The organism is Metabacillus sp. 22489, assembly GCF_052044855.1.
GTDB classification, from domain to species: Bacteria; Bacillota; Bacilli; order Bacillales; family Bacillaceae; genus Metabacillus; species Metabacillus niabensis.
In genome coordinates this window covers 123,657-137,483 of sequence record NZ_JBQENT010000005.1, presented here as the reverse complement: position 1 = coordinate 137,483, position 13,827 = coordinate 123,657, and the positions used below count along the sequence as shown (strand labels likewise).

Sequence of the window (13,827 nt, the reverse complement as noted above, 5' to 3'; positions counted from 1 at the left end):
TTAACCACATGATCCAGGTTTTATATTTGAAAATTAGTCCTTAGCTAAATTTTCGTATTTAGTCCTTTACATACTTTCGTTTTATTCAGTTACAGGAATAACTGAGTCTTTGTATTCTGACTTAATAAAGTCTTGAATTTCTTTAGATTTTAAAACTTCAACAAGCTTTTTAATGTTTTCATTATTTTCATCTTCTTTACGAACAACAATTAAGTTCGCTGGTACAACGTCACTACCTTCAAAGGCAATACCTTCTTCAAGATTTACGTCACCTTCAAGAGCATAGTTAGCATTGATAACGACAGCGTCACCTTCACCATTTTCAAATGAAGTTGCTAAAAGCTTTGCCTCAATACGTGTTGAAAAATCTAGATTTTTAGGATTTTCAACGATGTCCTCAACTCTTGCATTTTCACCAACGCCTTCTTTAAGCTTAATTAAACCAGCTTTTTCAAAGATAGGCAGAATTCGACCTTGGTCACTATCAGATGTACTAATAATAATTTCAGCACCTTCAGGAAGCTCTTCTAATGACTTGTATTTCTTAGAATAAATACCGATTGGTTCTTTATGAATTTCCCCAACACTTACAAAATCATAGCCCTTTTCTTCCATTTCTAAAGCCAAGTATCCAGGTGTTTGGAAGTAGTTTGCATCAAGCTCACCAGCTTCTAACGTTTTATTCGGTAATATATAATCTTGGAAAACTTTCACTTCAAGCTCAATACCTTCATCAGCTAAAATCGGTTTTGCTTTTTCTAGAATTTGCGCATGTGGAACAGCAGATGCACCGACAACTAGTTTGTTGGATTCTTCTTTGGAAGCTCCTTTTTCCCCATTACCGCAGGCAGCTAATACGACTAATAATAATGCTGTTAATAGAAGAGATAATTTCTTTTTCATTATTGTTTCCTCCTAAAATGTTTTTTTCTATCGTTTATCAATTATCTTAGTGAATACATCACCAATTATTTGAATGATAAATACAATGATTAAAATCAGAACAGTAGCAACAAAGGTTAATAACGTATTATTTCCTTGGAATCCTTCAAGATAAGCAAAATTCCCTAGTCCTCCTGCACCGATGACTCCTGCCATTGCGGTATAGCTAACTAACGCAATCGCTGTTACGGTTATACCCGAAATTAAGGCTGGAAGAGCTTCGGGTATTAACACCTTAAAGATAATTTCAAAATTAGATGCACCCATTGAATGAGAGGCTTCAATGACCCCTTTATCAATTTCTCTTAGAGCAATTTCTACCATTCTCGCATAGAATGGAGCAGAACCTATGATAAGTGCAGGCAATGCAGCATTCGCACCTAACATTGAGCCTACGAGTGCTTTTGTGAAAGGAATTAGTAGGACAATTAAAATAATAAATGGGATGGATCGGAATATATTAACGAATGTCGCAATAATTAAGTTAATAAAACGGTTTTCCCACATGTTACCTTTACCAGTTAAAAATAAGAGCAAGCCTAATATAAGACCTAACACAAACGTTATGAAAACAGAGATAACCGTCATGTAAAGTGTTTCGATCGTTGCAGCTAGTAAATCTTCCCACTTAAGTAATTCCAACCATTCATTCATTTTCAACCACCTCCACTCCTATTTTGTTTTCCTTAATGAAGGCTATTGCTTGATTGATAATCGCTTCTTCCCCTTGTAATTGAACGAATAATGTTCCATATGCGCCATTTTGTGTTTGTGAAATCTTCCCTTGTAAAATATTCACATTTATATCAAATTGACGGACAAGATTCGTAATAAGTGGCTGTTCTGTTGAATCCCCAATAAAAGATAGCTTAATCACTTTTCCATCTGGATAATGTTCTAATAATTGCTCAATAGTTTCCTCTGGTTCATTATCCTGGTTAAGGAACCTTTTTGTAATCGGCTGCTGCGGATTTTTAAATAGCTCGAGAACCTCTCCTTGCTCAACGATGCTACCAGCTTCAATGACAGCAACTCTATTACAAATCTTTCTTATAACATGCATTTCATGTGTAATTAAGACGATCGTCAGCCCAAGTCGTTTATTGATATCAACGAGTAAATCTAAAATAGAATCCGTTGTTTGTGGGTCTAATGCTGACGTAGCCTCATCACATAGTAATACCTTAGGATTGTTCGCTAGCGCTCTTGCAATCCCCACTCTTTGTTTTTGTCCACCACTTAGCTGAGATGGATAAGAGTCTTCACGACCTTCAAGACCAACAAGCTTAATTAATTCGTCAACACGTCTTTTTCTTTCTAGCTTTTTCACTCCAGCAATTTCTAAAGGAAATGAGATGTTTTCACGGACTGTTCTCGACCATAGTAAATTGAAGTGTTGAAAAATCATACTAATTTCTAAACGCGCTTTTCGAAGTTCTGCTCCACGGATTGAATCGATTCTCTTTCCAGCAACGGTTATATTTCCACTCGTTGGCTTCTCTAATCCATTCAATAATCGGATCAATGAACTTTTTCCAGCGCCACTATAACCGATGACACCAAAAATTTCGCCCTTTTCAATCTCTAAATTGACATTATTTACGGCCTTAACTTCACCAGATTTTGTATGATAAACCTTATTTACGTTTTCTAAAGTAATCAAGTTGTTCACCTTCTTCCAAACTTTTTCTTCCCCTGCAATATTTGATAAATCCTTATTATAGTATCCAAATAAAGCAAAAAGCCTTTCTGCATGGGAACAGAAAGGCACAGTAAATTGTCCTTTCTCCCATCTTTCAAAGCAAAAAGCTTTGCGTGAATTGGCACCATTTCAGTAAAAACTGACGGTTGCCGGGCTTCATAGGGCACTTCCCTCCACCTCTCTTGATAAGAGAACAAAATTATATTGTAAAAAATCAATTTTTCAATTACGAATAGTATGTTTGTGATTCTAACAATATTTTTTCTTTATGTCAATTGATTTTTTCTTTAACTTCAGCAAAAAAGAATGATTCAACACGTTGCCAATAATCAGCAATTTATTGTGAATCATCCTTTTATCATAAAGATTATTTACTTTTTAACCCTGTCGCTTGATAAATCGCTTGCTCCAGGTCATCGATAATATCTTCAATATGCTCTATTCCAACAGATAATCGAATTAAGTCCTCTGTCACACCAGAGCTTTTTAAATCTTCTGCACCTAATTGCTGATGAGTTGTACTCGCAGGATGGATGATTAAGCTTTTGGCATCTCCGACATTTGCAACATGTGACCATAGCTCTACATTATTAATCACCTTCGCCCCTGCCTCACGTCCACCTTTAATACCAAACACAATAACTGAGCCAGCTCCATTTGGTAAATATTTTTCTGCTAAAGCTTTTGCAGGGTGATCGTCTAATTCCGGATATAATACCCATTCAACCGCAGGGTGTTGCTGTAAATATTTCACCATTTTTCTAGTATTCGCAATATGCTCCTTCATTCGAACATGCAATGTTTCTAAACCTAGACTAAATTGAAATGAATTATAAGGACTGATTGCTGGACCTAAATCTCTTAGTAGTTGAACCCTTGCTTTAATAATAAATGCTTGTTCACCTAAAGCTTCAGCATATACTAAATCATGATAGCTTGGGTCTGGTGTTGTAAAACCAGGGAATTTAGGGCTATTCCAGTCAAATTTCCCTCCGTCAACAATAACTCCACCAAGTGTCGTCCCATTTCCTAACAACCACTTTGTTGCGGAATGAACAACGATATCAGCTCCATGCTCTATCGGTCTACATAAAAATGGTGTTGCAAACGTATTATCAACGATTAGCGGAATTCCTGCTTCATGCGCAATATTAGCAACTGCCTCAATATCTAAAATATCTAAGCTAGGATTTCCTATTGTCTCTGCGAAAATCGCCTTCGTTTTATCTGTAATTGCTACCCGGAAATTTTCCGGATTTTTCGGATCTACAAAATTCGTTTTAATCCCATACTTAGGCAATGTATTTGCGAATAAATTATATGTACCACCATATAATGTCGAAGCTGATACGATCTCATCTCCTGCACCTGCAATGTTTAAAATCGAAAGAGTAATTGCCGCCATACCACTTGAAACTGCTAAGCTGCCAATCCCTCCTTCTAATTCGGCAATTCTTTCTTCAAAAACAGTTGATGTAGGATTATGGATTCTTGTATAAATATACCCTTGTTCTTTTAAACCAAAAAGATTTGCAGCATGCTCTGTATCATTGAATACATATGCATTTGATTGATAAATTGGTACTGACCTTGCACCAGTTGTTGCATCCTTTTTTAAACCACCGTGTATCGTCACTGTTTCCGGACGATATTTTTTCTCTGTCATAAATCGTTCCTCCCCTTAGAAACTTTAAATAGTAGTCAGCTTATTAGCCTAATGTTAGAATAATCGCAATATTCGATTGATTTCGGCTATTTTAATAGTAAACGATTTCAGATGCAATATTCAATAGAAACAGTTCAACTTAATTTAATGATCGCCTCTAATCTTAGGTAGTCACGGTAGGAACCTTTCATTTGAATTTTCCCAAAGGAGATCGATTGTTTAAGGCTTACGGCATTTAGAAGAACTTCCTCAATATCGTTTATTCTTCCTTCTAAGACGAAATGAACATTTCCAATCGGTTCATAAACCTTCCTTGCTCCATTTGAAGAAAGCTCTATATAAAAACTTGTTTGTTGTACAGGCTTTATTTCAATTAGCAACGTTTTTTTCAATAAAATCGCTATTAATGATTTTGCTTTATTCACATTTGCAATAAATGTATTTGCACACATAAAAAAACCTCCCAATGCTCAATTAAGTTAATGTATAACTTCATTGAAATTTGGAAGATTCCTTTAAAAATAAGTCGACAGTTTCTGTCTGTTTTTTCATCATTTGTTGCTTTCTAAATATTTCCCGAGAAATATGTCAATATTCCGTTTGGACAAACCTAAAAATCGCTATATTTTGTAGCATTCACACGAAAGCCTTTAATGTTTCGTATAAAAATCCGACAGACTGAAATGCATATATCTTATCTTTAACTTCCCCATCTCTTATAACGAGCAAGCATGGAACACTTTCAATCTCAAGCTCCACAGCTTCATTCGGGTAGAAATTTAAGTTTACCGATTGAATCTGAAGAGTTGGTAAAAGTTCTTCGACAACCTGAATCATACGCTTTGCGAGCTGACAGGTTCCACACATTGGAGTATATAAATATAACAACATAAGTCCTTCATTTTGGATGTTAAGCTGTTTCTCTTTCCATTCAATCATATCAAAAACTAATTACCTTTCTATAAATATTTTGCATTCACATCTATATTAGCACTTAGTAATACGGAAGCAACATGATGGTCAGGTGCTGTTGCAACCTCTCGATATGCTCTATCAATATAAATATGTGATGCCTCTGGAAGCTCGCGTTTAAATTGTTTTCGCAAGCGATCTCCCGCGTCATCTGCATCAACTAAAATATAAACATCCTTTAAAAATAGCCTATCAATTAATTCATCTAATTTCGCCATACTAATTGTGCCATTTGTACAAATAATTTCAACTGGCTCATTTATAACATTCAATACTTTCTTTTTGTCAGATTTCCCTTCTACAATCAATACCTTTTCAACCTCAACTAATGACATAAACATCACCTGTTTTTTATAGTAAAGTTCTTTCTATAAACTATTCGATATGTTGAGGTTGTTTCCTTTATTTTTTGTTATTTCCTTATGGGGACTGTCCCCATTTTAAAAATAACAAGAAGAAACGACCCATTGTTTATAAAACAAGGGCCAGACCCCTTTATTTGGGGTCAGACCCTATTCATGTTAGTTTAGCACCAGCCGTTTTCATCATCACAATCGACATATTTTTCGTCCCTTTTTGATGGAACATCAGCATACTGATAAAAACGGCTATTTTGAAATTCGTATCCTTGTTTAAGGTTATATTGATTTTCTGACACCATTTGACCAATCTTCTCAGATTCTAGATAAAGATTTAATTGCCCATCGGTAAATTTTCCGACGACACGATCTGTAATATCCAAACGCTGCTTCTCAAAAGACATATGGACACCCTCCTTTACCTATTTGTAGGGTGTCCATAAATAGATGACATCATGCGATTAGTCTTGATTTGTCATTTTTTCATATTGCTCAGCAGTCATTAAATTGTCAACATCTGCTATGTTACTTGGCTCTATAACAACCATCCAAGCTTTTTCATATGGAGATTCATTAACAAATTCTGGATTATCATCCAACTCTTCATTTATTTCGACAACCTTACCACTAATTGGTGCATATAGCTCTGAAACCGTTTTGACAGACTCTACACTTCCAAATGGCTCGTTCGCTTTAATCTCAGCACCAATCTCTGGTAATTCAACGAATACGATATCACCAAGTTCTGATTGAGCAAATTCAGTAATCCCAATACGGACTTTGTCCCCTTCTACCTTTACCCACTCATGTTCCTCAGAATAACGAAGTTCCTTCGGTGTACTCATGTTTATAACCTCCTACAATAAATTTTTTTCATTTACTGCAAATTACGATTTATACTCGTTGTACAAAATCGTAGTACAGTATACAAGAACAATTACTTTGCTGCCCATGTTTGCTCATATTGTTCTTCTTTAAAGCCAATCGTGACATCATCTTCACTTACAGCAATAGGTCTCTTCAATAACATTCCATTTGAGGCCAATACTTCTATCATTTCTACCTCTGACATTGAAGCTAATTTGTCCTTTAATCCAAGCTCGCGATATTTTTGTCCACTTGTATTAAAAAACTTTTTAATTTCTAATCCACTCTTCTTTATAAAGGATGCAACTTCTTCCTTCGTTGGTGGATTTTCAACAATATGTATTTCGTTAAATTCTATATTATGTTCTTCTAACCATTTCTTTGCCTTTCGACACGTACTGCATTTAGGATACCAATAAAAGTTTAATGACATACGTTCACCACCTATTCCTTCACTATATGTCTAATATTTTATCATATCTTATTTCACAAAACGAATGAGAAGTAATACAGATGTTTCTTTATAATAGCTAACCTTTACTATTATTATTGTAACTTTGTTTGATAAGGTAAATTTTTAATGAATTTTTGATGAATTGTTGGTAATATATAAGTACAAATATGAATGAGTAAATATTGTAACAGGGCTGGTGACTTAATGATTAAGGAAACTCGAATTAATAAGATTGAAGAGTATATAAAAGAAAATAAATCAGTATCCTTGGATGAATTAATGGAGGTATTTAGCGTTTCGAAAAACACAATCCGCCGAGATGTTCAGGAGCTGGTTGAAAGAGGTGATTTTAAAAAGGTCTATGGGGGTGTTGCGGTAAATGATGATAGATCAGCAAAATTAGAATCCTTCCAAGATAGACAAGTCCGCAACAAAAAAGAGAAGGAACTGATAGCAAAAGTAGCGGCTCAATTTATAGATGATGGGGATATTATTTTTGTTGACTCGGGAACGACAACAATTGAGCTTATTGAATTTATTAAAAATAAAAGCGTAACGATCTTAACGAATAGCTTGAATTTTATCGTACATGCCATACCATATGAAAATTTAAATGTTATTTCAACAGGTGGGATTCTTGAAAGAAAAACAAATTCCTTTGGGAGCATTAAATATATTGATTTGCTAAATGCATATAATATAAAGAAGGCATTTATGGCTTCTACAGGAATCTCATTAACAAATGGAGTAACAAATGCATCCCCATTTGAAAGCGAGCTCAAAACTGCTGTTGTGAATAGAAGCTTGGAAACATATTTGTTAATTGATCATGACAAATTTGATAAATATGGGCTTATGACTTACTGTACTTTGGATAAAATTAATTTTCTTATTACAGATGCAAAGCCGGAGCAAATTTACTTAGATTATCTTAGAAATCATAACATTAAGCTTATTATCCCAGATTAATTTTTTATCCATATTAAAGGGCGAATGTCATTTTAGACATTCGCCTAAAGCTTTATAACAAAAATTCCTTCTTTATTCCTCATGCTCTAACACAAATAGGGAAGGCAGCATAAACTGCTCTTCCCAATTAGTTAACTTTGTTTGTTATAGTCGAAGTCCTTCTTTTATCGATTTCAAAGTTATTTCATTTGACCACTCAGGTTTATCTGGATAAGCGAAAACAGCATTAGTGACAATTCCATCAAACTTGATTTCTCTTAGCTTGCTATACAAAGCATCAAAATTGATTTCACCTTCACCAGGATTTAAATGTTGGTGGATCGTTACATTAGCTCCTGGTGGATTAACGATATAACGCAATCCAAATGCAGCTTTATGATTCATCGTATCAGCAATTAAAACATGTGCTAGCAAATCACCTGCTTCATCTATATGCTTTGCTACATCACCAATCCCATCATCATAGAAAAAGGCATGTGGTACGGAATAGACGAGCTTAATCCAATCTTTGTCAAGCGCACGAATCATCCTAATTGCTTCGATATTCAATTCAATAAAATCATTTGGATGTGATTGAATATTTAGCTTAATCCCTTCCTTTTCAAAAACCGGCAAAAGCTCATCCATTGATTTTAAGAAGGCAGCTTCACTTTCGACTGGACGGCTTTTGTCTCCACTGAACTCAGTATTCATTAAGTCTACTTCTAACTCAGAAGTAATTTCAATACAGCGTTTCCAATTTTTCACGGCTGCTTGGCGTTCGGTTTCATCTGGCGAGGACCATTGCTGAACAGGGAGCACTGAAGAAATCTTAACACCAGCATCTGCACAATATCTTTTTAAATCTTTGATAAGCTGTTTATCAACTTTAGGATATTCATAAAACCAAATAAAATCTTTTCGTGGTGATAATTCTACCCATTCATATCCTAATCGAGCAACTGCATCAATCGTATCTTTTAAATTCGTATTATCACGATAATGTGATGGATCGTACGCTAATCGCATTAGATTTTCACTTCCTTCTTAATAAATATAGTTTCATATATTCTTATAAACAAAATGTAATGTGTTGATTAACTTTTGGTGATATGTATACCTCAATCATAATATCAAAAACGCTTACAGTCAATATTTTCTGAAAAATCTAATTAGAAAAGTAGTTTAATAGATTTTAAATATTATTAATACGAGCTAAACAATAGAATGACCAAGAAGAATATAAAGGAAAACTCTTTTTGAGTTACCCATACTTTTAGTATTTATCGGCTTATTCCAACTGATCCAATCTCAAAATATTTTGAAACGACATTAAGGGTTGTTTCTTTTGCTTTTTTAATCGTTTCTTCAGCTTCTAATTGATAATATTCAGGACGGAATAATTCGATTGATACAACATCTGAAAAGCCTATTTCTTTCAATGTTGATAATATGCCATCTAAATCGATAGCACCTTGCCCTGGCCATAAACGATCCTCATCTGTTAAAAAACCGATAGGGAAATCTTCCGTATCATCAATATGCAAAATAAAGATTTTCGAGGAATCTGCCTTTTTTAAATCCTCTATATTTGAACCCATTGCATGGAAATGGAAGCAATCAAGAACAAGACCTACGTTATCGCGATTTACCGCTTCTACGATGTCATATGCTTGAGCGAATGTATTAACTGTACATTTTGGGTGTCCGACAAATTCTAAAGCAATTTTAATTCCATACGGCTCTGCTAAGCTTGATAATTCAGTAAGAACCTCTAGACAACTGGTTTTTATATCCTCTTTAAGAATTTTCTCTTCGGTAACTAGTGGAACCGCAACTATATATTTAATACCTATTTTCTTACCTAATTCCAACATCTCAGTAAATTGTGAAATAATTTCCTTATATCCCTCTTCATCGCGATTATTAAAAAATACAAGGGCATTAAGCGCTAATGGCTTTATGTGATGGGTTTGAAAGTAAGTTACTAGCTCTTCAATAGAATGCTCCTCTAAATATTCAGGTAATTTATCCATTGAGCGAATTTCAATAAAATCGTATCCATGTTTTTCGCAATATTCTAGGTCTTTTATAAGGTTGGAATTTTCTAAAGTAGTCGCTTGATTAAAGCATAATTTCATCTCAATCATCCCCAATTCCATTTTTTCTCAAAACTAATTTCCGTTTTTTAAACCTCATTTATCAGATGATTTGAAGTCCTTTTTCACTATAAAATGCCGGTCTTTCCTGTAGGTGAATGAGCTCTTCTTCACCTGTTTGCTGAGCTTTTACACATGCATCTGACGTTACCGCTGCAATGTAACCATCCCAAGAGGTTGGTCCATTTGGTTTCCCATCCTTTGTAATGGAATCAATAAAGTCTTGAATTTCCACATTATACGCATCCATAAACCGATATTTCCAATCGTTTAAAATCGTTGAGCTTAATTTTTGATTTTTCCGTAGAACGACACTTTGAAATTCAGGTAGCTTCACAATCCCTTCATCCCCAATTACTTCACATTGAATATCATAACCGTACTGACAATTAACAAATACTTCTACACTTATAACAATTCCACGGTTTGTTGTTATTGTAAACAATTGAGGGTCCTGAAGATTTGCATGTGAATATTTTGTTTTCCTTGGAAAATGAACCTGAACTGATTTATAGTCATCATCAATTAACCAATGTAGTACATCAATTTCATGAATTAATGTATCTGTTACTGCCATATCTGTCGTATAGCTCTCACCAACTTGTGGATTACGGTGTGCGGCACGAATCATTAATGGCTCACCAATTTCATTGCCTTCAATTGCTTGCTTTAATTGTATATAGCCGCTATCATAACGACGCATGAAACCAACCTGAACAAGCTTCCTCCCTTGCTTCATTTCAGCTTCTACAATTCTGAGGCACCCTGCTGCCGTAGTTGCTAATGGTTTTTCACAAAATACATATTTCCCGGCTTCTACTGCTGCGACAACCGTTTCTTCATGTGCAGGTCCCCAACTTGAGACAAGCACAACATCGACATTTGGGTCTGCGATAAGCGCTTTATCATCAGGATAAATAACTGCATCTAATTGATAAGCTTCAACTGCTTGCTTTGCAGATTCCTGATTAACATCTGTTACTGCAATAACTTTACCGCCTGATAATTTATTTGTAATTCTATTAATATGCTCTTTCCCAATTGCTCCTGTCCCGACAACTCCAAAACGTAATGTCATCTTAAGTTCCTCCAATTCTATTAATAAGTTAAATTTCAAATGTTTGTAATCACCTAATATATAAAGCGCTTACTATTATAAGTTAGGATTTTCCACCTGTTCATTAACAGCTGGTTTAAGCTTATTCGATTTGTAAGTTCTAAAGTATTGTTCGAGCTGTTCAAGCGATTTTCCTTTTGTCTCTGGTAAACATTTAAATACAAAAGTAATAGCACCAATACCAAATACTGCAAAAATAAAGAATGTTGTGGAAAGACCAACTGCATTAAGTAGGATAGGAAATGAAAACCCCACGAGAAAGTTTGTAATCCAAAGACAGAAAACCGTAACTCCCATTCCTATCCCTCTTAACCTTAATGGGAAAATTTCAGATAACATTAGCCATGTAACAGGTGAGATTGCTCCTTGTTGAAATGTAAGGAATGTAACGGTCAAGCTTAATACGACAATAGGAAGTATTGCCGAACCATTTAATACAAATGAGAATACTCCTATAAGTGTTAATGCTATAGTAGTCCCAATCAAGCCTACAATAAGCATTGGACGCCTTCCAACCTTGCCTAGTAACCAAATACCAACAAAAGTAGCTAAAACTGAAATGACCCCATTTGCAATATTCGCTATTAAGGCAGCATCTGTTGAAAAACCTGACTCTTGTAAAATTTGCGTACCGTAATACATTATCGAGTTAACACCAGTTATTTGCTGAACAATCGCAATTCCGATACCAATCAACAAAATTCTTCGGACCCACGATATATTTAAATCTTTAAAGGTTGCTTGAGAAATATTTGATTCCTGTGCAAGATTATCTTGAATTTCTTTAAGCTCAGATTCCGCCTTATCCGCCTGACGAATTTGTTGAAGAACGCGAAGTGCCTCACCAATTTTCCCCTTTGATGCGAGCCAACGGGGACTTTCTGGAACAATTCTCATTCCAAACCATAATAAAACAGCAGGTAATGAAGCAATTACAAGCATCCAACGCCAAACATTAGCAGATTCTTGACCAATTGTATTACCAAGAATCGCATTAAACGTAAATGCTAACAATTGACCGGTAACAATCATTAGCTCATTTTGGGTAACCATTCTCCCCCGATTCTCAGCTGGTGACATTTCCGCTAAAAAGGCTGGGACCATAACTGACGCCGCTCCAACAGCTAACCCTAGTAAAAAGCGGCATATAATCATTACTGTTGCTGTAGGTGAAATTGCACAGCCTATCGTAGCGAAGAAAAATAGTAACGCAAGATTAAGAATCATTTTACGGCGACCAAATCTATCTGATAATCTTCCACCAAAAACTGCTCCAAATGCTGCTCCAAAAAGCAATGAACTTGTAACAAGTCCTTCTATTACAGGTGTAAGATTCAGTTCATCTGGCCGTGCCATAAAAGGTAATGCACCATTAATTACACCTGTATCATATCCAAAAAGTAATCCTCCGAATGTTGATATAATCGTTATTTTACGTAATGCCCTTTTTTGTTCTCCTTTATTAACTCCGATTTGATTATTCATTCCTTTATCCCCCCAAGGAGCACTTTATTAATTACTCATTAATGCATTGTTCTCGATGCTCATTAACTTTTCATCAATATATCCCCGGGCCATTAAAGCATACTCTAAAGGATGTGCGATCTGTGGGTCTTGTTCAGCTTCAACGACAATCCAGCCATGATAATTTGAATTTATTAGCTTTTTATATACCTTTGTAAAATCAATACATCCATCTCCAGGTACAGTAAACATTCCAGCCAAAAAGGATTGTTGAAATGACTTCCCAATTTTTTCACATTGTTCTTTTACATTTTGACGAACATCTTTGAAATGGACGTGCTTGATCCGTGTAATATGCTTATCAAGTATTGCTAAATAATCACCATCAGATACAAAAATATGACCAGTATCATACAATAAATGCACATACTGTGAATCGGTATTTTCCATTAGTCTATCAACCTCTTCTTTTGTCTGGATTCCTGTTCCCATATGATGGTGATAAACTAATTTTAAATCATACTGATTTGCAATTTTCCCTAATTCATTTAAGCCCTCACATAGACGTTCCCATTCTTCATCAGTAAAACAAGGCTTGTTGGCAAACACATTCTGCTCTGTCCCTTGAACACTGTATGTTTGCTCTGATACAACCGCAACATTTGCATGAACCTCTTTTAAATACTGACAATGCTCATGGAACAATTGAGACACACTTACTAAACCGTCTCGAATAATAAAACTACTAAACCATTTCCCGGCAATTTTTAAGTTACGAAGCTTTAATTCCTTGTTAAGAACTTTAGGTTCAGGAAAAAAACCCCCAACTTCTGTTCCTTCAAAACCTGCAACTACAATGTCACTCAATAAATGTGAAAGTGTATTTCCTGCACCGATTTCTGGGATATCATCATTTCTCCAGCCAATTGGAGCAATTCCCCATGTAATCCTCTGTTTACTCAATGCAACCTCCCCCTTCGATTTAGTATAAGCGCTTTCAAATTGTGGAATTATTTTTTTCAAAGTTTAAGATAAGTAGCATCTTATGTAATAAGCTTTTAATCTATTTTTCCTTTCGTTATTTTTTTCAATACCTCCATTCCTATTTTTAGTTTAATATAGTTAACATTTTATTAGTTGTTGGTTAACTATTGGTTATCTATGTGTAAATAATAAT

The 13,827-nt window shown here is 35.0% G+C and carries 16 protein-coding genes and 1 riboswitch; of the genes, 1 reads left to right on the top strand and 15 read right to left on the bottom strand.

Annotated features, from left to right (window positions below; translation table 11 throughout):
* Positions 1-81: 81 nt before the first annotated feature.
* The 10 genes from ACTJJ9_RS04820 to ACTJJ9_RS04775 all read right to left on the bottom strand — a co-directional run bounded on the left by ACTJJ9_RS04820 (position 82) and on the right by ACTJJ9_RS04775 (position 6,941).
* Positions 82-903 carry a MetQ/NlpA family ABC transporter substrate-binding protein gene (locus ACTJJ9_RS04820; RefSeq protein WP_095297463.1) on the bottom strand — a complete coding sequence of 274 codons (822 nt, stop codon included), beginning with the start codon at positions 901-903 and terminating at the stop codon, positions 82-84.
* 27 nt (positions 904-930) lie between these two features.
* Positions 931-1,596, bottom strand: coding sequence for a methionine ABC transporter permease (locus tag ACTJJ9_RS04815; protein WP_095297462.1), 666 nt, complete (start codon positions 1,594-1,596; stop codon positions 931-933).
* Positions 1,589-2,605: a methionine ABC transporter ATP-binding protein gene (locus ACTJJ9_RS04810; RefSeq protein WP_145581402.1), complete on the bottom strand. Its 1,017-nt coding sequence runs from the start codon at positions 2,603-2,605 to the stop codon at positions 1,589-1,591. Before ACTJJ9_RS04810 ends, ACTJJ9_RS04815 begins: the two co-directional genes overlap by 8 nt.
* Before the next feature lie 123 nt (positions 2,606-2,728).
* Positions 2,729-2,836, bottom strand: a riboswitch (SAM riboswitch).
* A gap of 175 nt (positions 2,837-3,011) precedes the next feature.
* Positions 3,012-4,310: an O-acetylhomoserine aminocarboxypropyltransferase/cysteine synthase family protein gene (locus ACTJJ9_RS04805; protein ID WP_145581401.1), complete on the bottom strand. Its 1,299-nt coding sequence runs from the start codon at positions 4,308-4,310 to the stop codon at positions 3,012-3,014.
* A 134-nt stretch (positions 4,311-4,444) separates the two neighbouring features.
* Positions 4,445-4,762, bottom strand: a complete 318-nt coding sequence (locus ACTJJ9_RS04800) for an SCP2 sterol-binding domain-containing protein (RefSeq protein WP_095297459.1) — start codon at positions 4,760-4,762, stop codon at positions 4,445-4,447.
* Positions 4,763-4,946: 184 nt separating this feature from the next.
* Positions 4,947-5,249: a thioredoxin family protein gene (locus tag ACTJJ9_RS04795; protein WP_145581400.1), complete on the bottom strand. Its 303-nt coding sequence runs from the start codon at positions 5,247-5,249 to the stop codon at positions 4,947-4,949.
* A gap of 20 nt (positions 5,250-5,269) precedes the next feature.
* Entirely contained in the window at positions 5,270-5,617 is a 348-nt protein-coding gene (locus tag ACTJJ9_RS04790; protein ID WP_095297453.1) for a toprim domain-containing protein, read from the bottom strand.
* Positions 5,618-5,808: 191 nt separating this feature from the next.
* Positions 5,809-6,045, bottom strand: coding sequence for a YusG family protein (locus tag ACTJJ9_RS04785; RefSeq protein ID WP_095297450.1), 237 nt, complete (start codon positions 6,043-6,045; stop codon positions 5,809-5,811).
* Positions 6,046-6,102: 57 nt separating this feature from the next.
* A complete protein-coding gene (gcvH, locus tag ACTJJ9_RS04780; protein WP_095297447.1) occupies positions 6,103-6,486 on the bottom strand; it encodes a glycine cleavage system protein GcvH in 384 nt (127 codons plus the stop codon).
* Between the two features lie 92 nt (positions 6,487-6,578).
* Positions 6,579-6,941, bottom strand: a complete 363-nt coding sequence (locus ACTJJ9_RS04775) for an arsenate reductase family protein (RefSeq protein ID WP_145581399.1) — start codon at positions 6,939-6,941, stop codon at positions 6,579-6,581.
* A 225-nt stretch (positions 6,942-7,166) separates the two neighbouring features.
* Between ACTJJ9_RS04775 and ACTJJ9_RS04770 the strand changes: the two genes are divergently transcribed.
* On the top strand, positions 7,167-7,931 hold the full coding sequence (locus ACTJJ9_RS04770; RefSeq protein WP_145581398.1) for a DeoR/GlpR family DNA-binding transcription regulator: 765 nt from the start codon (positions 7,167-7,169) through the stop codon (positions 7,929-7,931).
* 144 nt (positions 7,932-8,075) lie between these two features.
* Here the strand turns inward: ACTJJ9_RS04770 and ACTJJ9_RS04765 are convergent, their stop codons facing one another.
* The 5 genes from ACTJJ9_RS04765 to iolE all read right to left on the bottom strand — a co-directional run bounded on the left by ACTJJ9_RS04765 (position 8,076) and on the right by iolE (position 13,613).
* Positions 8,076-8,939: a sugar phosphate isomerase/epimerase family protein gene (locus ACTJJ9_RS04765; protein WP_095297442.1), complete on the bottom strand. Its 864-nt coding sequence runs from the start codon at positions 8,937-8,939 to the stop codon at positions 8,076-8,078.
* A gap of 254 nt (positions 8,940-9,193) precedes the next feature.
* Positions 9,194-10,051 (bottom strand): 2-keto-myo-inositol isomerase, encoded by an 858-nt coding sequence (iolI, locus tag ACTJJ9_RS04760; RefSeq protein ID WP_145581397.1) that lies wholly within the window; start codon positions 10,049-10,051, stop codon positions 9,194-9,196.
* 61 nt (positions 10,052-10,112) lie between these two features.
* Positions 10,113-11,147 (bottom strand): Gfo/Idh/MocA family protein, encoded by a 1,035-nt coding sequence (locus ACTJJ9_RS04755; RefSeq protein WP_145581396.1) that lies wholly within the window; start codon positions 11,145-11,147, stop codon positions 10,113-10,115.
* Between the two features lie 75 nt (positions 11,148-11,222).
* A complete protein-coding gene (locus tag ACTJJ9_RS04750) occupies positions 11,223-12,671 on the bottom strand; it encodes a sugar porter family MFS transporter (RefSeq protein WP_095297436.1) in 1,449 nt (482 codons plus the stop codon).
* A 27-nt stretch (positions 12,672-12,698) separates the two neighbouring features.
* Positions 12,699-13,613: a myo-inosose-2 dehydratase gene (iolE, locus tag ACTJJ9_RS04745; protein ID WP_145581395.1), complete on the bottom strand. Its 915-nt coding sequence runs from the start codon at positions 13,611-13,613 to the stop codon at positions 12,699-12,701.
* Positions 13,614-13,827 lie beyond the last annotated feature (214 nt).

Excerpts from the sequence above, each read along its gene's own strand:
- ACTJJ9_RS04820 (WP_095297463.1), bottom strand. The coding sequence starts at position 903 with ATGAAAAAGAAATTATCTCTTCTATTAACAGCATTATTATTAGTCGTA.
- ACTJJ9_RS04815 (WP_095297462.1), bottom strand. The coding sequence starts at position 1,596 with ATGAATGAATGGTTGGAATTACTTAAGTGGGAAGATTTACTAGCTGCA.
- ACTJJ9_RS04805 (WP_145581401.1), bottom strand. The coding sequence starts at position 4,310 with ATGACAGAGAAAAAATATCGTCCGGAAACAGTGACGATACACGGTGGT.
- ACTJJ9_RS04800 (WP_095297459.1), bottom strand. The coding sequence starts at position 4,762 with ATGTGTGCAAATACATTTATTGCAAATGTGAATAAAGCAAAATCATTA.
- ACTJJ9_RS04795 (WP_145581400.1), bottom strand. The coding sequence starts at position 5,249 with ATGATTGAATGGAAAGAGAAACAGCTTAACATCCAAAATGAAGGACTT.
- ACTJJ9_RS04790 (WP_095297453.1), bottom strand. The coding sequence starts at position 5,617 with ATGTCATTAGTTGAGGTTGAAAAGGTATTGATTGTAGAAGGGAAATCT.
- ACTJJ9_RS04785 (WP_095297450.1), bottom strand. The coding sequence starts at position 6,045 with ATGTCTTTTGAGAAGCAGCGTTTGGATATTACAGATCGTGTCGTCGGA.
- gcvH (WP_095297447.1), bottom strand. The coding sequence starts at position 6,486 with ATGAGTACACCGAAGGAACTTCGTTATTCTGAGGAACATGAGTGGGTA.
- ACTJJ9_RS04775 (WP_145581399.1), bottom strand. The coding sequence starts at position 6,941 with ATGTCATTAAACTTTTATTGGTATCCTAAATGCAGTACGTGTCGAAAG.
- ACTJJ9_RS04770 (WP_145581398.1), top strand. The coding sequence starts at position 7,167 with ATGATTAAGGAAACTCGAATTAATAAGATTGAAGAGTATATAAAAGAA.
- ACTJJ9_RS04765 (WP_095297442.1), bottom strand. The coding sequence starts at position 8,939 with ATGCGATTAGCGTACGATCCATCACATTATCGTGATAATACGAATTTA.
- iolI (WP_145581397.1), bottom strand. The coding sequence starts at position 10,051 with ATGAAATTATGCTTTAATCAAGCGACTACTTTAGAAAATTCCAACCTT.
- ACTJJ9_RS04755 (WP_145581396.1), bottom strand. The coding sequence starts at position 11,147 with ATGACATTACGTTTTGGAGTTGTCGGGACAGGAGCAATTGGGAAAGAG.
- ACTJJ9_RS04750 (WP_095297436.1), bottom strand. The coding sequence starts at position 12,671 with ATGAATAATCAAATCGGAGTTAATAAAGGAGAACAAAAAAGGGCATTA.